Origin of the sequence: Nonomuraea sediminis (assembly GCF_018531495.1) — a bacterium.
GTDB lineage: Bacteria > Actinomycetota > Actinomycetes > Streptosporangiales > Streptosporangiaceae > Nonomuraea > Nonomuraea sediminis.
Window position 1 is genome coordinate 975903 of sequence record NZ_JAHDTI010000004.1, and the last position, 20943, is coordinate 996845.

Consider the following 20943-nt stretch of genomic DNA (forward strand, 5'->3'; position numbering starts at 1 on the left):
GCGTCAGGGATCGCCCGGTGGCGTTGTAGCGCGGCCACGCAGGCGCCGGGTCGGCGGGGGCGCGGGTTGGTGATTGTCGGCGCCCTGTACGGCGGGTGGCCAAGGATCGTGGCGGTGGTCAGGAATGTGGTGGCGGGTGGTCGAGGGGTGTGGGGTTGGGAGTGGCGCGGTTGGGGCTTGCCGTGCTTGAGGGGTTAGGAGCGGGGGATGCGGTGGCCGGACCGGCCGTCTATGGGCTGGTAGTGGTGTTTGGGAGGTAGGTCGAGCGGCACGTGGAGGGTGGCTGAGCCGGAGGTGACGTGGACCGGGAGGGTTTGGACTCCTGAGTGGGTGCCCTGGAGGGGGCCCTCGTGGACCCAGACGCGCAGCCGGTGGCCGTTGTGGCGCAGGACGACCTTGGCCGTGTCGCACTCGTCGGGCGCGGCGGGCCAGGACAGCGTGAGCCCGTCGTGGACGCGGGCCTCGGAAGGCACCGGCATGCGCTCCGCGCAGGCCTTGGGCGTCGGCGGGATGACGTCGTGGGCGACGACGGCGGGGCCCAGGTCGGCCTTGTGGGCGGCGTCGAGCATGATCGTGCCGCCCTCGAGCAGGGCGAGCGTGGCCAACGCGCCGATCCTGGCGAGGTTACGACCCCGGACGAGGACCCAGAGGCTGAACGGGGCGAGGAGCAACCAGGCAAGGCCGAGCGAGTAGGCGAGCATGAAGGACCCCATACGTGGACTGAGACATGTGACTCTCCGTACTAGCTCCACTCCGGAGAGCTGTCGCTGTCTTGGATATCACATGAACTCAGCGTGACGCACTGTGTACGCTACTCGGCGGGTCGCACCACCGGCGCCCCCTTCAGGGTCGCCCCCGCGGCGACGAGCTCCGCGATCGCCGCCTGCGTGGTCTGCCGCGCCACCCCGGCCGTCAGGTCGAGCAGCACCCGTACGGCGAGCCCGTGCGTGACCGCGTCGAGCGCGGTGGCCCGGACGCAGTGGTCCGTGGCGATGCCCACGATGTCCACCTCGTGGACGCCGCGCTCGTTCAGCCACTGGGCCAGCGGCACCCCGTCGCCCGAGGTGCCCTCGAAGCCGCTGTAGGCCGCCTTGCCGGAGCCCTTGCTGAAGACCTCCTCCACCGCCGACACGTCGAAGGCCGGGTGGAAGTCCGCCCCGGGCGTGCCGGCCACGCAGTGCGCGGGCCAGCTGGTGGCGTAGTTGGGCGTGTCGGAGAAGTGCTCCCCCGGGTCGACGTGGTAGTCGCGGGTGGCCACCACATGGGAGTAGCCGTGGTCGGCCACGTGTCTGGTGATCGCCGCCGCGACCTCCGAGCCGCCCGCCACCGGCAGGCTGCCGCCTTCGCAGAAGTCGTTCTGCACGTCAACGATGATCAGCGCGCTGCCCATACCAGCACGATACGTCAGGCGAACTCCGTGGGGAGCGCCGCATACCCCCTGCCCAGGTGCAACGCCTCGAGCGGCAGCTGGGCGACCACCTGGCGGTGCCGGTCCCTGGCCGCCTCCAGCGACTCGGCGCCGACCACCTCGCCCTCGACGACCATCGGGTGCAGCAGCGGCTCCCCGCCCTCGGGCTCCAGCCCGGACGTGGTGATCAGCTCGGTGTCCCAGTGGCCGGCCTCGTCGCGCAGCCGGTAGGCCTGCTTGCGCCCGCCCCTGGAGGGCTTGCCGACCGACCGCTTGGCCACCGGCTCCAGCTTGCCGCCGGCCGACTCGCGGGCCACCAGCTTGTAGACCAGCGCGGCGGTCGGCACTCCCGACCCGGTGACCAGCGAGGTGCCCACCCCGTAGGCGTCAACGGGGGCGGCCGCCAGCGCGGCGATGGCGTACTCGTCCAGGTCGGAGGTGACCAGGATGCGGGTCTTGAAGGCGCCGAGCGCGTCGAGTTGCTCGCGCACCTCCTGGGCGGCGGCCGCCAGGTCGCCGGAGTCGATCCTGACCGCGCCGAGCGTGGGGCCCACCAGCTCGACCGCGGTCCGTACGGCCTCGGGCACGTCGTAGGTGTCGACGAGCAGCGTCGTCTCCGGGCCGAGCGAGTCCACCTGGGCCTGGAAGGCGGCCCGCTCGGAGTCGTGCAGCAGCGTGAACGCGTGCGCCGCGGTGCCGGCCGTGGGCACGCCGTAGCGGTGCCCGGCCATCAGGTTCGAGCTGGAGGAGAACCCGGAGATGTAGGCGGCTCTGGCGGCGGCCACGGCGGCCCACTCGTGGGTGCGTCGCGACCCCATCTCGATCAGCGGCCGCTTGCCCGCCGCGTTGACCATCCGGGAGGCGGCCGAGGCGATGGCGCAGTCGTGGTTCAGCGTGGACAGAATGAGGGTCTCCAGGAGCACGGCCTCGGCGAAGGTGCCCTCCACGACCAGGATGGGGGAGGCGGGGAAGTAGAGATCGCCCTCGCGGTAGCCGTACACATTCCCGGAAAAGCGGTAATCGGCGAGAAACGCCAGGGTCGCCTCGTCGACCACGTGGTTCTCCCGCAGGAAGGTCAGCTCCTCGTCACCGAAGCGGAAGCGTTGTATCTCCTCCAGGACACGTCCCGTACCAGCGACAACCCCGTAGCGACGCCCGCCGGGGAGATGCCGGGCGAATACCTCGAAAACCGCGCGCCGGTGAGCGGCGCCACTGCGCAGCGCGGCCTGCAACATCGTCAGCTCATAGTGATCTGTGAGCAACGCAGTGCTCATGGGCATAGTCACGACTCGAAGACTACGGCCCAGATAGGGCAGACTCGGGGATGTGGGTAGCACCGCTCCAATCGCCGTCGAGCGTCCATCAGCGGACGTCCGGCCCGATCTGCCATGGGTGACCATCGTTTGGAATGACCCGGTCAACCTCATGTCGTATGTGACCTATGTCTTCCAAACGGTCTTCGGCTACACGAAGGAGAAGGCCGAGAAGCTCATGCTGGACGTCCACCGCAAGGGCAAGGCCGTCGTCTCATCCGGCACGCGTGAAGAAATGGAACGCGATGTGCAGATTCTTCACTCCTACGGCCTGTGGGCGACGCTCCAGTCGGACTCGATCAAATGAGGCGGCACCGGTGAGCTCCGGATTCTCCGCTCGCAGGGGCGGCGGCGTGGTGGCGGAGTTCGAGCCCGCCGAGGTGTCGATCCTGCGTTCGCTCGTCACCCAGGTGCTCGGCCTGATCACCCCGGGCCAGACCAGCGAGGACCCGCTGGAGCGGGCGCTGGGCATCGGCGCGGCCGAGGCGCCGTCGGATCCGGTGCTGGCCCGCCTGTTCCCCGCGGCCTACCAGGACGCCGACGAGGCGGCCGATTTCCGCCGCTACACCGAGGCGACGCTGCGCGACGGCAAGCGGGCCGACGCCCAGACCATGCTCGACACCGCCAAGGCCGGCCGCAGCGAGCTGACGCCCGAGCAGGCCCAGGCCTGGCTGCGCTCACTCAACGACGTACGGCTGGCGTTGGGGACCCGCCTGGAGGTCACCGAGGAGATCCACGACGAGATCGCCTCGATGTCGGAGGACGACCCGCGATACCCGGCCTACGTCACCTACGACTGGCTCACCTACCTGCAGGACAGCCTCGTCCGAGCGCTCTGGTAGGCCGCGGAGCGGCCTACCAGAGCGCTCAGAGCACAGTGTCCGATTCAAGGGTGGTAATTTCCCCGCATGCTGTCCATCTCGCAGGACCTGGCCGACAAGATCATCGCCCATGCCAGGGCCGACCATCCCGACGAGGCGTGCGGCGTGATCGCGGGGCGCGACGGCGTGCCCGAGCGGTTCGTCCCGATGGAGAACGCCGAGCGCTCGCCCACGTTCTACCGCTTCGACTCCCTCGAGCAGCTGCGCGTGTGGCGGGAGATGGACGACCGCGACGAGACCCCGGTCGTGATCTACCACTCCCACACGGCGACCGAGGCGTACCCGTCCCGCACGGACGTCACCTACGCCTCCGAGCCCGACGCCCACTACGTCCTGGTGTCCACCCGTGAGGAGGACAAGGCGGAGTTCCGCTCCTACCGGATCCTCGATGGGGTGATTACCGAGGAAGAGGTAAGGTTTCTCCCATGATGGTCCGGCCGGTGCAGAGTTACCTCTTCGCGCATACCCCGGCCGTCGTCGTCTACGACTGTCGCTGACCTGGAATCCGCATCCAGCCACCGGTGTTGCTCCGGTGGGACGACTTCATCCGAGGAGACTGAGCTCGATGGCCATCGAGGTTCGCATTCCGACCATTCTGCGCAACTACACCGACGGCGCCAAGGCCGTCAACGCCGAGGGCGCCACCCTCGACGAGCTGATCAGCAACCTGGAAGCCCAGCACCCGGGCATCAAGGAGCGCCTGGTCGACCAGGGTAACCTGCGCAGGTTCGTCAACGTGTATCTGAACGACGAGGACGTGCGCTTCCTCGGCGGGCTGGGCACCCCGGTCGCCGATGGCGACACGGTGACCGTGCTTCCCGCTGTCGCCGGCGGGTGACATGCGCTTCGACTCGCTGATCGACTCGGTCGGGCGCACCCCTCTGGTCGGTTTGCCCAGGCTCTCGCCGTCGGAGGACGTGCGGGTCTGGGCCAAGCTGGAGGACCGCAACCCGACCGGGTCGATCAAGGACCGCCCCGCGCTGTGGATGATCGAGCAGGCGGAGAAGGACGGCCTGCTCACCCCCGGCTGCACCATCCTGGAGCCCACCAGCGGCAACACCGGCATCTCGCTGGCCATGTCCGCCAAGCTCAAGGGCTACAAGCTGATCTGCGTGATGCCGGAGAACACCTCCGAGGAGCGCCGCCAGCTGCTGCGCATGTGGGGCGCGCAGATCATCTCCTCGCCCGCGGCGGGCGGCTCCAACGAGGCGGTCCGCGTCGCCAAGGGCCTGGCTGCCGACAACCCGTCCTGGGTGATGCTCTACCAGTACGGCAACCCGGCCAACTGGCGCTCGCACTACGAGGGCACGGGCCCGGAGATCCTCGAGGACCTGCCCACGGTCACGCACTTCGTGGCCGGGCTCGGCACCACGGGCACGCTCATGGGCGTCGGCCGCTTCCTGCGCGAGCGGGTCCCCGGCGTGCAGATCGTCGCCGCCGAGCCACGGTACGGCGAGCTGGTGTACGGCCTGCGGAACGTGGACGAGGGCTTCATCCCCGAGCTGTACGACGAGAGCGTGCTGACCACCCGCTACTCGGTGGGCTCGGCCGACGCGCTGCGCCGTACCCGGGAGCTGCTGGCCGCTGAGGGCATCTTCGCCGGGGTCTCCACCGGCGCCGCCCTGCACGCCGCGCTCGGCGTGGCCGCCAAGGCGGTCAAGGCGGGCGAGCGGGCCGACGTGGTGTTCGTGGTGGCCGACGGCGGCTGGAAGTACCTGTCGACCGGCGCCTACGAGGGCACTCTCGAAGAGGCCGAGGAACGCCTCGAAGGCCAGCTCTGGGCATGAGAAAAGGGGCCAGGCTCAGCGCCGGCCCCTTTTCCTGAGCCGGGCCGACCCGAAGGCCGGCCCTTGTGAGCGCTAGTTGAACAGGACGCGCAGGGAGAAAGTCGCCTCCGTGTCGGTCTGCTTGCCGCTCAGGCCGACCGCGCGCAGCTTCTCCAGGTTGGCCTTGTCGTCGCCCTCCATGCCCTGCAGGTAGTACTTCTCGACCTTGTCCAGGTCCACGAAGAGCGCGAAGGTGTCGGAACCCGCGTCGGGGATCGCCGTCTTGAACGCCTCGCTGTCGCCCAGCGTGCCGTCCTCGGACAGCTTCTTGGCGTAGTCCTGCGTCGTGGCGAGCGTCAGCGTGCCGTCACCGGGAACCTTGGCCAGCTGCGGCGCGGGCTGGCCGCCCGAGTTCGCGGTGATGGCCTTCTCGACCTTGTCCACCACGGCCTGCGCCTTGGCGGGGTCGGTCACGATGCGGACGCCGGCGTTGGGGGTTTCGCCGTCCAGGCCCTGGCTGTCCACGGCGACCGTCAGGTTCTTGCCGAGCACCGTGGCCAGGTCGTCGGGGAGCTGCAGGCCGTACTGCGACTTGGCCTGCTCGACGAACTGCTTGAACTGCTCGCCCGCCGGCGTGGCGGCTGCGGACTCCTGGATCTTGGCCCACTGCTTGGTGACGATCTGGTCCAGGCCGGAGATCGACAGCGCGCCCGCGGTGGAGGCGGGCAGCTTGCTCAGGTCGGCGTTCTCCAGGTCGCCCGCGGCCAGGCCCTCGGCCCCGCGCAGCACGCCCGCCAGTTCGGCGTAGGCGCTGTCGAAGCGCAGCGCACCGGCGAAGCGGGCGTTCTTGAACTGCTCGAACGCCTTGACCTCCTCCGGCGTCATCGTGGCGCGGCCCAGCTGCGCGGCCTGCCCGATGTTGGACCAGAAGGACAGCACGCCCTGCTCGCCCACGGCGCCGAGGTCGTCGCTGAAGTCCTTGTTGTCGGCCAGGCTGCCCTGGGCCTGCGCGTACTGGTCGGCCAGCGCCTGCGTGGAGGTGACCAGCGCGTAGTCGTCGCGGAAGGACAGGCCGTACTTCTCCTCGCCCATCAGCTTCTTGATGCCGGCGCGGGCCTGATCCTGGTCCTTGACCTGGACGGCCACCGCGAAGTCGGGCTCATCGGCCGACTTGCCGGGCACGGCCGCCAGGCCGATCCTGCTGCCCAGCCACGGGTCGACGTCCCTGGCGAAGTCGAGCTTGGACAGCTTGTCGTCATCGCTCTTCATCGCGTTGAACAGCGCCTGGCGCGGGTCCTCGCCGGTGAAGGCGTCCTTGGTGACGGTGAACTTCCTGCCGAGCTGGAACAGCGCGAGCTTCTGGTTGGCCGCCGGGTCCAGGTCGAGGCGCACGTAGGCGAAGGAGTTGGGCGGCAGGACCTCCTGCGGCTGGGTGCCGCCCCCGCCGATGGCGCCCACCACGGCGTACGCGCCGCCGCCGAGCAGCAGCACGGCCACCGCCGCGGCGATCGCGATGATCCAACCCTTGCGGCCCTTCTTCGGCTCGCCCGGACCCCCGGGAGCCTGCTGCCAGCCCAACTGCTCGGCCTGGCCGTACTCGGGCTGCTGGCCGTAGTGCACCTGCTGCTGGCCATATCCTTGCTGGCCGTAGCCTTGCTGGGCATAACCCTGCTGGCCGTAGTCCTGCTGGCCGTAGGACGCCTGCTGCCCGTAGGCGGACTGCTGCCCCGAGGACGCCTGCTGCCCGTAGGCCTGCTGGCCGCCGTACTGCGGCGGGCCGTACTGCTGCTGTTGCGGCGGCTGGTAAGGCTGCTGCTGCTGCTGGTAGGGCTGCTGCGGCGGGTACGGCTGGCCGAGCGGCATCGTGGGAGGATTCGCAGACGGTTGCTGGCCCTGCTCCCAGCGGTAGGCCGTCGTCCTCTCCGGATCCTGACCATTCGGGGGATTGTTAGCAGACATCACTCAACTCACAAATGTGGATATTGGCCACTGTGAACGTAGCTGATGTTGCTATCAGGCCGCTTGCAAGAGACTGAAGTCCGATCTACACGCGGTTCAGCTCCTTTCGCGTCGCCTTGAGGAACACCTCACCCTCGCCGTATGCGTCCACCGTGTCCCAGGGCACGAACGTGCACCCCACGTAGACGATCCTCGCCAGCCACTCCGACAGCCACCCGAAGCGCCCCTCGCGCCCCCTGGTCAGCCCCATGAACACGGGCCCGCGCAGGCCCGAGACGAGCAGCCCGTACACCGAGTGCCGCATCTCGCCCTTGTGCTTGACCACGCGAACGTCGACGACGTGACCGACCCACACCCCCCGGCAGTCCCAGACGGACTGACCCATGAGTTCGGAAACACCTGCCATGATCGAGACTCTTGCAGCCGAATCACGTTTTCGCAGGTAGGCGCGCTGATGGACCGATGCCGTAGAGTATGGGGCCTAATAGAATTATATTCGGGAGTTGGCGCATGACGAAGTTCGACGAGGCCACCCAGGCGATCAGGGTCGACGAGAACACCTATGACGTCTGCCTCGATCCGGGCTACGCGATCGGCGTGCCCCTCAACGGCGGATACCTCATGGCGGTGATCCTGCGCGCGGCGGTGGACGCCTCGCCGTTCGAGCACGCGGTGAGCCAGACCGCGCAGTTCCTCAAGGCCCCGGTCGTGGGCCCGGCGCAGGTGCGGCTGCAGCAGCTGAAGGCGGGCAAGACCGCGGCGTTCACCAGGGCCACGCTCCTGCAGGACGGCGTTCCGCAGATCGAAGGCCTGATCACGACGGCCACCCTGCGCGAGGCCGAGCCGGTCTACAGCGACCAGGCGCCGCACATGCCGCCGATCGAGGAGTGCGTGCAGCTACCTGATCCCAAGCCCGAGTCGAACATGACGCTCAACGCCCAGATGGAGCTCCGCTTCGACCCGCCCACGATCGGCTGGCTCAAGGGCGAGCCCACCGGCAGGCCGGAGTCGCGCGCCTACTTCCGCATGTCGGAACCCCAGGACCCCGACCCGTACGTGATGGCGCTGGCCGTCGACGCCCTCCCGCCGGTCGTCTTCTCCGCCGGCGCCCGCGGCTGGGCGCCGACCGTCGACCTCACCTGGCACCTGCGCGCCCTGCCCGCGCCCGGCTGGCTCACCCTGCACGGCACCGGCCGCCTCGTCTCCGACGGCTGGTTCGACGAGGAGGTCGAGGTCTGGGACTCCGCGGGCCGCCTGGTCGCCCAGTCACGCCAGCTGGCGCGGGTGGGACGTGGGTAACACGGACAGCACTGTGAGCATTCTTACGCAGTGAAGTCGTAGCAGGTCGCTTACCCTCGGAGTCGTGCCTGACGCGAGCATCGGAATCTTCGACAGCGGGGTGGGCGGCCTGACGGTCGCCAGAGCGATCATCGATCAGCTGCCTCACGAGTCCATCACCTACGTCGCCGACACCGCCAACCAGCCCTACGGCCCCAAACGCATCGCCGAACTGCGCAGGTACGCCCTCGAGGTGATGGACCACCTCGTCGACAGCGGGGTCAAGATGCTCGTGATCGCGTGCAACAGCGCGAGCTCCGCCGTCCTGCGGGACGCCCGCGAGCGCTACGACGTGCCGGTGGTCGAGGTGATCCAGCCCGCCACCCGCAGGGCCGTGCGTGCCACCCGTAACGGCCGGGTGGGCGTGATCGCCACCAGCGCCACCATCGCGTCGATGGCCTACGACGACGCCTTCGCCGCCGCACCCGACGTCAAGCTCACAGGAGTGGCCGCCCCGCTCCTGGTGGAGTACGTCGAGCGCGGCGAGACGATGAGCGAGGAACTCATCGAGGTGGTACGCGAGTACCTGGTGCCCATCCAGGCCGCCGACTGTGACACGGTCATCCTCGGCTGCACGCACTACCCGCTGCTCACCGGGGCCATCTCCTACGTCGCGGGAGACGGCGTCACGCTCGTCTCCAGCGCCGACGAGACGGCCAAGGACGTCTACCGCGTCCTGCACGACCGCGGCTTGGCCGCAGGGACCGACGCCACCCCCCGGCACCGGTTCCGCGCCACCGGCGACTCCCTGCTCTTCGCCCAGCTCGGGCAGCGCTTCCTGGGCCCGGAGATCGATACGGTCGAGATAGTCGAGTGGAACTCGACGACCAACCCAGGGGGTACCACCTCTGATGGGAGGCCCGCATGAAGGTGACCATCGTCGGCTGCTCGGGAAGCTTCCCCGGGCCCGACAGCCCCGCTTCCTGCTACCTGCTGGAGGCCGAGGGGTTCCGGTTGCTGCTCGACTTCGGGAGTGGGTCGCTGGGAGCGCTCCAACGGCATATCGGGCTCTACGACGTGGACGCCATCTGCCTGTCGCACCTGCACGCGGACCACTGCCTCGACCTGTGCGGCTACCACGTCGCCCGCACCTACGGCCCCGCCGCGCCGTACCCGAGGATCCCCGTGTACGCGCCGGCCGACGCCCCGCGCAGGATGGCCGCCGCCTACGGCATGCCGGAGGAGCCCGGCATGGAGACCGCCTTCGACTTCGTGCCACTGGCGCCGGGCATCTTCGAGGCCGGCCCGTTCACCGTGGCCGCCGGGCTGGTCAACCACCCGGTCGAGGCGTACGGCTTCCGCGTCATGCACGGCGGCACCAGCGTGGCCTACTCGGGTGACACCGGCGAGTCCGCGGAACTGGTGAAGCTGGCCGAGGGCGCCGACCTGCTGCTGTGCGAGGCGTCGTTCCTCGACAAGCCCGACCTGCCCACCGACCTGCACCTGTCGGGCCGCCAGGCGGCCGAGCACGCGGCGAAGGCCGGGGTGTCCAGGCTGGTGCTCACCCACCTGGTGCCCTGGAACGACCAGACCAGGGTGCTGGATGACGCCACCCGCGGCGGGTACGGCGGGCCGATCGAGCTGGCGCGCAGCGGCGCGGTCTACGAGCTGGCCCGCGGCTAGGACTTGGCCCGCAGCTCGGAGAAGTCGCGCACGTACGGCAGCGGGGAGAACAGCAACGGCAGGAAACCCACCAGCCGGAAGCTCATCAGCAGCCACAGCGCGTCGCGCACGCCCAGATGCTGGGCCAGCAGGCCACCGAGCAGCGCCCCGATCGGCATGGTGCCCCACACCACGAACCGCACGGTGGCGTTGACCCGCCCAAGCAGGTGCTCGGGCGCGACGGTCTGGCGGTAGGTGACCTGGCCGACGTTGTAGAGCATCGCGCCCCACGACAGCCCGATGGAGGTGATCGTGAAGAAGCACACCCGCCAGTCGGCGTGCGTCATCGGCAGCAGCAGGCCGAACGGTGAGCTGATCACCATGGCCAGGAACATCACCCTGGCCGTGCCGTACCTCCTGATGAGATAGCCGCTGGTGAAGCCGCCGAGCAGCCCGCCGACGGCGCCCGACATGAGCAGCACGCCGATCACGCCGGGCTGCAGTTTGACCACGTCGGACAGGAACAGCACCGACAGCCCGAGCACGCCGTTGATGCACAGGTTCGTGTAGGCCGTGGTCATGACGATCACGCGCAGCAGCCGGTCGCGCCAGACGAACGCGAGCCCCTCGCCGATGCCCCGGGTCAGCCCGCCGCGCTCGGTGAGGTGGGGCTCGCGGTCGGGCTCCTTGATGGTGCCGAGGAACAGCAGCGACCCGAGCGAGGCCAGCGCGGTGGCCAGCAGCGTCCGCGGCGCGCCGAGCAGCTCCACCAGCAGACCGCCGAGGCTGGGGCCTGCCAGCATGCCGCCCGACCTGACGGTCTCCAGCTTGGCGTTGCCGTTGCTCAGGTTCTCCCGATGCACCAGGTCGGGCAGGTAGGTCTGGTCCGCCACGTCGTTGAACACCTGCGCCGCCCCCGCCAGCAGGGCGACCGCGAACAGCATCTGGATCGAAAGCAGCCCGAACGACTCCGCCAGCGGGATGCTACCGAGCAGCAGGAACCTGGCCGCGTCGGCGCCCATCATCACGCGCCGTTTGCGCATCCTGTCGACCCACACCCCCGCGGGTAAGCCGATGAGCAGGAACGCGGTGGTCTGTAACGCGGACAGCGTGCCGACTTCCAGCGGGCTGGCGTGCAGGATCACCACTGCGACCAGGGGGAGGGCCACCCGCGCGACGTTCGCTCCGAGTTCGTTGGCGACATGCGAGCTGAGGAAGCGGAGAAAGTCAGGGTTCCGCAACACCCCCATTGTCATTGCGTAAGGATCGCTGTGGTGAACACATTCGGTCAAGGGCATGTCGAGCCGGAGATAGGGTGATCTGCATGTCTCGACAGGATGGACGCACCCCCAGTCAACTTCGGCCGGTCACGATCACGCGCAACTGGATCAGCCATGCCGAGGGCTCGGTGCTGGTGGAGTTCGGCGGCACCAGGGTGCTGGTCGCGGCGTCCGTCCAGGACAGCGTGCCGCGCTGGCGGCGCGGCAGCGGGCAGGGCTGGGTGACCGCCGAGTACGCGATGCTGCCCAGGGCCACCAACACCCGCAACGAGCGCGAGTCCGTGCGCGGCAAGATCGGCGGCCGCACCCACGAGATCTCCCGCCTGATCGGCCGCTCGCTGCGCGCCTGCGTCGACTACAAGGCGCTGGGCGAGAACTCGGTGCTGATCGACTGTGACGTGCTGCAGGCCGACGGCGGCACCAGGACCGCCGCGATCACCGGCGCCTACGTCGCGCTGGCCGACGCCGTCGCCTGGATGCGCGAGCGCAAGATGTGCCCGGGCGACCCGCTGGTCGGCTCGGTCGCGGCGGTGTCGGTGGGCGTGGTCGGCTCGGTGCCGATGCTCGACCTGTGCTACTCCGAGGACGTGTCCGCCGAGACCGACATGAACGTGGTCATGACCGGCGACGGCAGCTTCGTCGAGGTGCAGGGCACCGCCGAGGGCGCCCCCTTCGACCGCGGCGCGCTCGACCAGCTGCTCGACCTGGCCGTGATCGGCTGCGAGCAGCTGACGCTGATCCAGCGTGAGGCCCTGGCGTCGTGAAGATCGTGCTCGCCACCCGCAACCCCGGCAAGATCGCCGAGCTGCGGCGCATTCTGTCCGGCTTCGACATCGTGGGCCTGGAGGAGTTCCCCGACATCGAGGACGTCGTCGAGACCGGCGTCACGTTCGAGGAGAACGCGCTGCTCAAGGCGCACGCCGTCGCCCAGGCCGCCGGCCTGCCCGCGGTGGCCGACGACTCCGGGTTGTGCGTCGACGTGCTGAACGGCATGCCGGGCGTGTTCTCCGCCCGCTGGGCCGGGCGGCACGGCGACGACCGGGGCAACCTGGAGCTGCTGCTCGCCCAGGTCTCCGACGTGCCGGAGCGGCATCTGGGCGCACACTTCACCTGCTGCGCCGCGCTGGCCCTGCCCGACGGCGGGCAGCGCACGGTGGAGGGCATCCTGCCGGGCAGGCTCATCCGTGAGCCGCGCGGCACCAACGGGTTCGGCTACGACCCCATCTTCGTGCCCGAGGGCGACAGTCGTACGACCGCCGAGCTGACGGCCGGGGAGAAGGACGCCATCAGCCACCGCGGCCGGGCCTTCCGCGCGCTCGCGCCGATCGTCCGGGAACTGCTCAGCTAGCCGGAGCCGCTGTAACCGGGGCGTAAGAACTCCGGACCCCCGGCGGGCGTAGCGTCGATGGCGTGAAAGTGGTTCCAGTATGGGCGGCCGCGCTGGCCGGGCTGGTCTCCGGCGCGGTGGCGCTCGGTGTGGCGCAGCTCGTGGCCGGGTTCATCAAGCCCGAGACGTCACCGGTGGTCGCGGTCGGCGACTCCGCGATCGACCTGACGCCCCCGCCGGTCAAAGATTTCGCGATCAACACCTTCGGCTCCTACGACAAGACCGCGCTGCTCGGCGGCATGCTCGTGGTGATCGCGCTGATCGCGGCCGGGCTCGGGGTGCTGGCCAGGCGCCGGGTTCTGTACGGCCTGCTCGGGCTGGCCGCGTTCGGAGTCGTGGGCGTGGCGGCCGTGCTGACCAGGCCGGGCGCCGCTCTGGTCGACGTGGTCCCGACCATCGTGGGCGTGATCGCGGGCATGTGGGTGCTCGCATGGCTGATGAACCGCGCCGTCACCCGGCGGCCCAGTCCCGAGGACGTCCACGAACAGCAGACGCAGGAAGCCGAACGGCCCGCGGTGATGCGGGCGGGGGACGAGCTCTACGCCTTCGACCGGCGGCGGCTGCTGACCGGGGTCGCGACAGGCGTCGTCGTGGCCGGGGTCGGGACCGTGGCGGGGCAGGTACTGGGCGGGCGCAAGGCCGTGGACATGGCCAGGGGCAGCCTCGCGCTGCCTCGCGCGACCGCCGTACCGTTGCCTGCCGGTACCGACTTCCACGTCAACGGCCTGTCCTCCTTCATCACGAAAAATCGGGACTTCTACCGGGTGGACACCGCCCTCATCGTCCCCCAGGTCGACCCCCGGGCCTGGAAGCTGCGCATCCACGGCATGGTCGACCGCCCGATCGAGCTCACCTTCGACGACCTGCTCAGGCGCCCGCTCACCGAGGCCTACGTCACGCTGACGTGCGTGTCCAACGAGGTCGGCGGCCCGTACGCGGGCAACGCCCGCTGGCTGGGCGTGCGGATGGCCGACGTGCTGCGCGAGGCGGGCCTGCAGTCCGGCGCCGACATGCTGCTGTCCACCTCCGACGACGGCTTCACCGCCGGCACGCCCGTCGACGTGGTCATGGACGGCAGGGACGCGCTGTTCGCCTTCTCGATGAACGGCGAGGTGCTGCCGACCGAGCACGGCTTCCCCGTTCGCCAGGTCGTGCCAGGGCTGTACGGGTACGTGTCGGCCACCAAGTGGGTGGTGGACATCAAGGTGACCAGGTTCGACAGGGACCAGGCCTACTGGACGCCGCGCGGGTGGGCGGCCAAGGGGCCGATCAAGACCGAGTCGCGCATCGACGTGCCCGGGGACAGCGCGAGCCTGAAGGCCGGCCGCACGGTCATCGCCGGGGTGGCGTGGGCGCAGCACACCGGGATCTCCGCGGTCGAGGTGCGGGTGGACAACGGCCCGTGGCGGCAGGCCAGGCTGGCCTCGGTCCCGGGGCCCGACACCTGGCGGCAGTGGATGCTCGACTGGGACGCCACCTCCGGGGCGCACACGATCCAGGTGCGGGCCACCGACGCGGCGGGCCGCACGCAGACCGAGCAGGAGGCGCTCCCCGCGCCCGACGGGGCCTCCGGCTGGCACACCATCGGCGTGAACGTCGCGTGACTTTTCCCGATCCTGCCTCCTGAGCGTGATCGTCCGCATACGATCGGTGGTCGGTCGTGACAGGAGGCAGGACGTGGTCCCGGGCGGCGGGCAGTACAACCCGATGGTGGGCGATGGGTTGCGGTGGCTCGACTACGAGCGCGCCGCCGAGGACGGCTCGCCGCAGGAGCGCGCCCCGGCGCCGGGCGTCCGCGACTGGTTCGACAGGGAAGGGCGGCCGCCACGGCTCGCCGACTGCCGGCCGTACGGGACGGCGGGCGGGCTCGCGCCACCCGACCCGCAGGTCGAGCGGGACCTGGCGCGGGCGGTGCCGACCGGCACGCGTTTCCCCGACCCGCGCGGCACCTGGGTGCGGCTCATCAACGGCGGCGGGCCGGCCGACGACCCGTTCCGCGCGTCCAACGCCGTCGACTGCGCGCTGGCCGTCCTGTCGACCTGGCACGGCGAGCCCGCCGCGGCCGCGGCCAGGACACCTGAGTACGACAGGCTCGGCAGGCCGCTGCTGTCCGGCGAGACCGGCGGCACGGCCAGGATCGAGCGCTGGGCCGGCCATCCGATCCAGTGCGCCGGCCAGGGGCGGCACGCCTACCCGCTGCTGGCGCGGCGGCTCATCGAGGCCGGTCACGGCGCCGCCGCGGTGATCGTGGTGCGCTGGCCGTCGGGCGGCGCGCACGCCTGGAACGCGGTCAACCACCACGGCGAGGTCGTCTGGATCGACGCCCTGCGCGGCCACATGGCCGTCGAACCGCCCTACACCAACGTGACAGGCGTCTTCTCCGTCATCCTCGACAGGGAAGGACAGCCCCGATGAACCTGGACCAGGCGCGGGCCCTCGCGGAGGAGTACTTCAACGGCGTACGGCCGGCCGACGACCCCGTCACGGTCGGCGTCCACGCCTTCCCCGGCGGCCACGTGGCCTGGATCCGCGAGCCGGACCCCGACGACCCGGCCGCCCTGCCCGCCACCGCGGGCGGCGCCTGCATCGTCATCGACGCGACCACCGGCGAGGTGGCGATCCGGCCGCTGCTCGACCCCGAAACCGTGGCCGCCCAGTGGCCGGACCGCGCTCCGAGGTGAAAGTGCGGGGCGGCGAGGAGTTGCAACCCGCCTGACCGCCCCGCACTGGTCTCATCCGGCCGCTAGCCCGCAGCCAAGGAGCCGACGATCGAGGCACGGGCGGCTCTGCGGGCGGGCAGCACGGCGGCCAGGACACCTGCCAGGCCCGACAGCGCCACGAACAGGGCGATCTGTCCGGCGGGGGCGGAAAAGCGGGCGCCGTCGACCATCGTGTGGATCGCCGCCCAGCCGAAGACCGTGCCGAGCGCCACCCCCACCAGGGCGCCGATCAGCCCCAGGACCAGGGCCTCCACCGACAGCATGCGGCGCAGCTGCGGCCGCGTCAGGCCGAGGGCGCGCAGGAGGGCCGACTCCCTGGTGCGTTCGTGGACCGACAGCGACAGGGTGTTGGCGATGCCGAGCAGGGAGATGAGGATCGCCAGGCCGAGCAGACCTGTCACGATCATGAGGACCATGTCGAGCGTGTCGTCGAACTGGCCGCGCACGTCGGTCGAACTGGTCACCTGGACCGTCGGGTAGGCGGCGGCCGCGGCGTCCACGACCTTGCGGGCCTGGTCGGGCGGGATGCCGTCCTTGATGTTGACCATGACCCGCGAGTCGGGGACCTTGCCGAAGTAGTCGTCGAAGACCGGCTCCGCCACGGTGACCGCCGGAAGCGGCGAGTCGCTGCCGTTCACGATCGCGACGACCTTGAGGGGGACCGTTCCCGCCTTGGCCGTGCGCACCGAGACCGTGCCGCCCAGCCGTACGCCCAGGTTCTTGGCCGCCTTGGAGTCGACGGCCGCCTGGCCGGGGCCGATGCCCTGCAGGGTTCCGCTGACGAGGGCGGGCTTGAGCGGGCCGGAGAACGTGCCGACGGACGTGGGCTGCTTGCCGATCTTGGCGTCCTTCTCGCGGATCTGCACCACCGAGGTCAGCTCGGGCCGGGTCCGCAGCTCCTCCGCGATCGAGCGGGGGACCGCCGCGTCGCGCTGCTGCGTCGTCAGCAAGTAGTCGACAGGGAACTGGCTGTCCAGCTTGGCCGTCAGCGTCACCCGGGTGGAGGCGGTGATCACCGAGATGAGCGTCATCAGCGTCACGCCGATCGTCAGCGCGACCGTGGTGGTCGCCGCCCGCCTGGGGTTGCGGCCCGAGTTGTCGACCGCCAGCCTGCCCGGCACGCCGAACAGCCGCCCCGGGATCCACCCGACGACCGCGCTCAGCGGCCTGACCAGCACCGGCCCGAGGATCAGCACGGCCAGGAACGTCAGCACCCCGCCGCCCATCACCACGAACAGCGGCAGCTGGCTGCCCGGCTTCATCATCACCCCGACGACCGTCGTGCCGATCCCGGCCAGCAGGAACAGCCCGGCGAACACCATGCGCAGCGCCCCGGTGCGGAACGACTGCTCCTCCACCTGCGTGCGCAGCGCCGCGATGGGCGCCACCCTGGTCGCCGCGCGGGCGGGCAGCAGCGCGGCGCCCACGGTCACCGCCAGGCCGATGACCAGCCCGATCGCGATCGTCTTGGGCGCCAGCGAGACCGCGGCACCCGTCGGCAGCGGCGCGTCGAAGGCGCGCAGCACGGTCATGGCCAGCGTGCCCAGCCCGTATCCGGCCAGCAACCCCAGCACGGACGACAGCAGCCCCACGACCGCCGACTCGAGCAGGATCGAGCCGAACACCTGCTTGCGCGTCGCCCCGATGCAGCGCAGCAGCGCCATCTCCCTGGTCCGCTGGGCCACCAGGATGTTGAAGGTGTTGTAGATGACCAGCGCCGCCACCATCATCGCCACCGCACCGAACAGCAGCAGCCCGGCGGTCATGAACTCGGTGCTGACCCCCGCCCCCTGGGCCAGGCGGCCCGCCAGCTCCTGCCCGGTCATCACCGTGTAGCCCTTGCCCAGGGCGGCCGTGATGGCCTGCTTGAGCGCGGCCGGGTCGGATCCGGCGACGTCGATCTCGTGGAAGCCCTTCGCCCCGGTCATCCGCTCAGCGGTGGCCTGGGTGAAGCCGAGCGCCCCCGTGAAGCCCAGCTCCTGGTCGACGCCGGTGTCGAACAGGCCGACGACCTTGAACTCGTGCCTGCCCTGCTTCGGGTCGAGCACGCCGACCGTGTCACCGACCTTGATGCCCTGCGTCTTGGCCGTGTTCTTGTCCACGACCACCGCCGAGTCGTCGCTGCCCGGCCCGGTCCCCGAGACGATCGTGGTGCGGTTGAGCGCGCCGGGCACGACGGAGATCGCCGTGGTGGGCAGGTTGCCCGCGACCTTGCCGTCCTTGCCGAGCAGCGGCGCGGCCGCCCTGACCAGGCCCTGCGCCTCGGTCACCCCTTGGACGCCGCGCACCTGCTCGAGCAGCTTCTTCGGCAGTACGGCCGGCGACTCCTTGACCCCGACGGCCACGGCCACCTTGTCGGCCTCCGCCGTGACCCGCTGCGAGAAACCCGCCTGGATCGTGTCGGTGAGCACGAACGTGCCCGCGATGAAGCCCACACCCAGCGTGATCGCCAGCGACGTGAGCAGCAGCCTGAGCTTGTGGGCGCGCAGCCCGGCCAGAGCCGTCCTGAACACCTACGCCTCCAGCTTCACGAGCGTGTCGAGCACCGACTGCGGCGTCGGCTGCAGCAGCTCGCTGACCAGCTCGCCGTCGCGCAGGAACACCACGCGGTCGGCGTAGGCGGCGGCCACCGGGTCGTGCGTCACCATCACGATGGTCTGACCCAGCTCTCGCACGCTCGCCCGCAGGAACGACAGCACCTCGGCGCCGCTGCGGGAGTCGAGGTTGCCCGTCGGCTCGTCGGCGAAGATCACCTGCGGCTTGCTGATCAGCGCGCGGGCCACGGCCACGCGCTGCTGCTGGCCGCCCGACAGCTCGGTCGGCCGATGGCTGAGGCGGTCCTTCAACCCGACCGTCTCGATCACCCGGTCGAACAGCAACTGGTCGGGCTGGCGGCCGGCGATCTCCAGCGGCAGCCGGATGTTCTGCTCGGCCGTCAGCGTCGGCAGCAGGTTGAAGGCCTGGAAGATGAAACCGATCCGCTCACGCCGCAGCAGCGTCAGCTGCTTGTCCGTCAGCCCGGTCAGCTCCACGTCACCGATGTGGATGGTCCCGGTGGAGGCCGCGTCCAGCCCGGCCAGGCAGTGCATGAGCGTGGACTTGCCGGACCCCGACGGGCCCATGATCGCGGTGAACGCGCCCGTCTCGAAGGCCACGTCCACGCCTCGCAGGGCGTGCACCTGGGCGTCGCCCTGCCCGTACACCTTGGTCAGGCCCCGGGCCACGACGGCATGTCGCGTCTCGGTGATGGTCACGTTCACTCCTTGGTCGGTTGCAGAACGCGAACCACGCTACGGCCGGAATGTTCAGGAAATATGGGCCCTGAGGAGGGACTTCGCGTAGGCCGTGAGATGACCCGGAGTCAGCCGTTCGGCCGATAGGAGGGGACCACGAGACCCGCCTCGTAGGCGTACACCACGACCTGAGCCCTGTCACGCAGCTCCAGCTTGGCCAGGATCCTGCCCAGATGCGTCTTGACCGTCGCCTCGGCCACCTCCAGCGCGGCGGCGATCTCCAGGTTCGACAGCCCGCGCGCCACCATCAGCAGCACCTCCTGCTCGCGCGGCGTCAGCCCGCTCGCCGGCGGCAGCTTCTCGGTCGGCAGCTGCGCGGCGAACCGGTCGAACATCCGCCGCAGCGTGCTCGGCGCCATCACCGCGTCGCCGCCGTGCACCGCGCGGATCGCCGCCACCAGATCGGCCGGCGGCACGTCCTTCAGCAGGAACCCGGAGGCGCCCGCCTTGATCGCTGCGTAGGCGTACTCGTCCAGGTCGAACGTGGTCAGGATCAGCACCTTGGGCCCGTCGATGCGGGCGGTGGCCTCCACGCCGTCCATGCGCGGCATGCGCACGTCCATCAGCACCACGTCCACCTCGGTGGTGGCCAGCCTCTCCAGCGCCTCGGCGCCGTCGGCCGCCTCGGCCACGACCTGCAGGTCGGGCTGGGCGCCCAGCACCATGCGGAACCCGGCGCGCAGCAGCTCCTGGTCGTCGACCAGCATCACCCTGATCATCTACGCCGCCTTCCGTTCGGCCACCGGGAGCGTGGCCAGGACCTCGAATCCGCCGCCCGGTCTGGGCTCGGCCGACACGGCCCCGCCGTACATGCCGACCCGCTCGCGCATGCCGATCAGGCCGTGACCGTCGGCGCTCCTGGGGGTCGCCGCGCCCCTGCCGTCGTCGGTGATCCGCAGGGTCAGCTCGGCCGCGCCGTACCGCAGCTCCACCAGGCCGCGCACGCCGGGGCCGCCGTGCTTGAGCGCGTTGGTCAGCGCCTCCTGCACGATGCGGTAGACGGCCAGCTGCTGCCCCTCGGGCAGCTCGCACGGCGGGCCCTCGATGCGCAGCTCGGCGGGCACGCCGGCCTGCCGTACCAGTTCCTCCAGCTGGGCCAGGCCCGGCTGCGGCAGGTAGTCGGTGCCGGGCGCCTCGTCCTGGCGCAGCACGCCGACCAGCCTGCGCATCTCGGCCAGCGCCGCGCGGCCGGTCTTGGAGATGTTGCGTACGGCCAGCCGCGCCTGCTCCGGGTCGGAGTCGATGGCGAAACCCGCGCCGTCGGCCTGGACCACCATGACGCTGACGTTGTGCGCCACCACGTCGTGCAGCTCCCTGGCGATGCGGGTGCGCTCGGCCGCGGCGGCGATCCTGGCCTGCTGGTCGCGTTCGCGCTCGGCGCGTTCCGCGCGTTCCTCCAGGCTCTCCAGGTAGCGGCGGCGGGTGTTGGCGTACAGGCCAGTGATCCAGATCGTGACGACCAGGATCGAACCGCTGAAGAACAGGCTGAGCGTCACCTGGTCCCAGTGCACCAGCGCCAGCCACACGCCCACCTCGGTGACCGCGCACGCGGCCAGCGCCCAGCGGAACGAGCTGAGGTAGGTCACCGACCAGAGCGCGACCAGGACCGCCAGGTTGGCCGGCAACGGATCCGTGCCCACGAGCCACTGGCCGAAGCAGACCAGCGCGACGACCGCGAAGACGACCAGCGGACGCCGGCGCCGCCACAGCAACGGCACCAGCAGCAGCGCTGAAAGGCCCAGATAGCCGGCCACCCCCAGGTACGTGCCCGGGTCGTGCGGCGTGATGCTGCTGTACGGGATCGCCATGCCCAGGCACAGCACGAAGAGAGGCGCCACCCGCAGGGCGTCCACCAGCATGCCGTGGCTCTTGGACCAGGCCCAAACCCTGCCGAACACACACTCACGATATGTAACCCCCGGCGCGCGTTTGTCCGCCTGGAGTTGGAAGTCGGTCTACGACCCAGGTCTTACACGGGTCTTACGGGTCCGCAGGC

At 70.4% G+C, this 20943-nt stretch carries 23 protein-coding genes; 13 read left to right on the top strand and 10 right to left on the bottom strand.

All coding sequences use genetic code 11. From position 1 onward, the window contains the following. Positions 1-194 precede the first annotated feature (194 nt). From KIK09_RS24340 to KIK09_RS24350, 3 genes are all read right to left on the bottom strand, one after another. Positions 195-701: a hypothetical protein gene (locus KIK09_RS24340; RefSeq protein WP_214321577.1), complete on the bottom strand. Its 507-nt coding sequence runs from the start codon at positions 699-701 to the stop codon at positions 195-197. Between the two features lie 110 nt (positions 702-811). Next, on the bottom strand, positions 812-1390 hold the full coding sequence (locus KIK09_RS24345) for an isochorismatase family protein (protein ID WP_214321578.1): 579 nt from the start codon (positions 1388-1390) through the stop codon (positions 812-814). A 14-nt stretch (positions 1391-1404) separates the two neighbouring features. Beyond that, positions 1405-2688, bottom strand: a complete 1284-nt coding sequence (locus tag KIK09_RS24350; protein WP_250573746.1) for a nicotinate phosphoribosyltransferase — start codon at positions 2686-2688, stop codon at positions 1405-1407. Positions 2689-2734: 46 nt separating this feature from the next. Here KIK09_RS24350 and clpS point away from each other — a divergent pair, with 46 nt between their 5' ends. The 5 genes from clpS to KIK09_RS24375 all read left to right on the top strand — a co-directional run bounded on the left by clpS (position 2735) and on the right by KIK09_RS24375 (position 5389). Further along, positions 2735-3028 (top strand): ATP-dependent Clp protease adapter ClpS, encoded by a 294-nt coding sequence (clpS, locus tag KIK09_RS24355; RefSeq protein ID WP_214321580.1) that lies wholly within the window; start codon positions 2735-2737, stop codon positions 3026-3028. A 10-nt stretch (positions 3029-3038) separates the two neighbouring features. After that, positions 3039-3563: a DUF2017 domain-containing protein gene (locus KIK09_RS24360; protein WP_214321581.1), complete on the top strand. Its 525-nt coding sequence runs from the start codon at positions 3039-3041 to the stop codon at positions 3561-3563. Between the two features lie 66 nt (positions 3564-3629). Then, positions 3630-4031, top strand: coding sequence for a M67 family metallopeptidase (locus KIK09_RS24365; RefSeq protein ID WP_214321582.1), 402 nt, complete (start codon positions 3630-3632; stop codon positions 4029-4031). Positions 4032-4167: 136 nt separating this feature from the next. Next, entirely contained in the window at positions 4168-4440 is a 273-nt protein-coding gene (locus KIK09_RS24370; RefSeq protein WP_214321583.1) for a MoaD/ThiS family protein, read from the top strand. A 1-nt stretch (position 4441) separates the two neighbouring features. Next, the gene (locus KIK09_RS24375) at positions 4442-5389 is read left to right on the top strand and encodes a PLP-dependent cysteine synthase family protein (RefSeq protein ID WP_214321584.1); all 948 of its coding nucleotides are present in this window, start codon (positions 4442-4444) and stop codon (positions 5387-5389) included. A gap of 72 nt (positions 5390-5461) precedes the next feature. Here KIK09_RS24375 and KIK09_RS24380 read toward each other — a convergent pair whose 3' ends face one another. Both KIK09_RS24380 and KIK09_RS24385 read right to left on the bottom strand, forming a co-directional pair. Continuing rightward, positions 5462-7231 (bottom strand): DUF3352 domain-containing protein, encoded by a 1770-nt coding sequence (locus KIK09_RS24380; protein WP_250573572.1) that lies wholly within the window; start codon positions 7229-7231, stop codon positions 5462-5464. Between the two features lie 181 nt (positions 7232-7412). Continuing rightward, positions 7413-7733, bottom strand: a complete 321-nt coding sequence (locus KIK09_RS24385; protein ID WP_214321586.1) for a hypothetical protein — start codon at positions 7731-7733, stop codon at positions 7413-7415. A gap of 104 nt (positions 7734-7837) precedes the next feature. On the opposite strand from KIK09_RS24385, the gene KIK09_RS24390 reads away from it, so the two are divergent. The 3 genes from KIK09_RS24390 (at position 7838) to KIK09_RS24400 (ending at position 10288) form a co-directional block, all read left to right on the top strand. Next, a complete protein-coding gene (locus KIK09_RS24390) occupies positions 7838-8626 on the top strand; it encodes a thioesterase family protein (protein ID WP_214321587.1) in 789 nt (262 codons plus the stop codon). 64 nt (positions 8627-8690) lie between these two features. Further along, the gene (gene murI, locus KIK09_RS24395) at positions 8691-9533 is read left to right on the top strand and encodes a glutamate racemase (protein ID WP_214321588.1); all 843 of its coding nucleotides are present in this window, start codon (positions 8691-8693) and stop codon (positions 9531-9533) included. After that, positions 9530-10288, top strand: coding sequence for an MBL fold metallo-hydrolase (locus KIK09_RS24400; protein ID WP_214321589.1), 759 nt, complete (start codon positions 9530-9532; stop codon positions 10286-10288). The genes murI and KIK09_RS24400 overlap by 4 nt, the downstream gene beginning before the upstream one ends. Here KIK09_RS24400 and KIK09_RS24405 read toward each other — a convergent pair. Beyond that, the gene (locus KIK09_RS24405; RefSeq protein ID WP_214321590.1) at positions 10285-11508 is read right to left on the bottom strand and encodes an MFS transporter; all 1224 of its coding nucleotides are present in this window, start codon (positions 11506-11508) and stop codon (positions 10285-10287) included. The two genes, KIK09_RS24400 and KIK09_RS24405, sit on opposite strands and share 4 nt — an antisense overlap. A gap of 83 nt (positions 11509-11591) precedes the next feature. Here KIK09_RS24405 and rph point away from each other — a divergent pair, with 83 nt between their 5' ends. From rph to KIK09_RS24430, 5 genes are all read left to right on the top strand, one after another. Then, a complete protein-coding gene (gene rph, locus KIK09_RS24410) occupies positions 11592-12311 on the top strand; it encodes a ribonuclease PH (protein ID WP_214321591.1) in 720 nt (239 codons plus the stop codon). Further along, complete coding sequence (gene rdgB / locus KIK09_RS24415) at positions 12308-12895, top strand: RdgB/HAM1 family non-canonical purine NTP pyrophosphatase (RefSeq protein WP_214321592.1); 588 nt, start codon at positions 12308-12310, stop codon at positions 12893-12895. The genes rph and rdgB overlap by 4 nt, the downstream gene beginning before the upstream one ends. A 62-nt stretch (positions 12896-12957) precedes the next feature. Next, positions 12958-14538, top strand: coding sequence for a molybdopterin-dependent oxidoreductase (locus KIK09_RS24420; RefSeq protein WP_308164261.1), 1581 nt, complete (start codon positions 12958-12960; stop codon positions 14536-14538). A gap of 25 nt (positions 14539-14563) precedes the next feature. Beyond that, the gene (locus KIK09_RS24425) at positions 14564-15349 is read left to right on the top strand and encodes a toxin glutamine deamidase domain-containing protein (RefSeq protein WP_308164262.1); all 786 of its coding nucleotides are present in this window, start codon (positions 14564-14566) and stop codon (positions 15347-15349) included. Next, the gene (locus KIK09_RS24430; protein ID WP_214321593.1) at positions 15346-15615 is read left to right on the top strand and encodes an SUKH-4 family immunity protein; all 270 of its coding nucleotides are present in this window, start codon (positions 15346-15348) and stop codon (positions 15613-15615) included. Before KIK09_RS24425 ends, KIK09_RS24430 begins: the two co-directional genes overlap by 4 nt. Positions 15616-15677: 62 nt before the next feature. Here KIK09_RS24430 and KIK09_RS24435 read toward each other — a convergent pair whose 3' ends face one another. The 4 genes from KIK09_RS24435 to KIK09_RS24450 form a co-directional block, all read right to left on the bottom strand. Continuing rightward, entirely contained in the window at positions 15678-18167 is a 2490-nt protein-coding gene (locus tag KIK09_RS24435) for an ABC transporter permease (RefSeq protein ID WP_214321594.1), read from the bottom strand. Continuing rightward, complete coding sequence (locus KIK09_RS24440; RefSeq protein WP_214321595.1) at positions 18168-18908, bottom strand: ABC transporter ATP-binding protein; 741 nt, start codon at positions 18906-18908, stop codon at positions 18168-18170. Between the two features lie 107 nt (positions 18909-19015). Then, entirely contained in the window at positions 19016-19666 is a 651-nt protein-coding gene (locus KIK09_RS24445; protein ID WP_214321596.1) for a response regulator transcription factor, read from the bottom strand. Beyond that, positions 19667-20845: a sensor histidine kinase gene (locus KIK09_RS24450; RefSeq protein WP_308164263.1), complete on the bottom strand. Its 1179-nt coding sequence runs from the start codon at positions 20843-20845 to the stop codon at positions 19667-19669. Between the last annotated feature and the right edge of the window lie 98 nt (positions 20846-20943).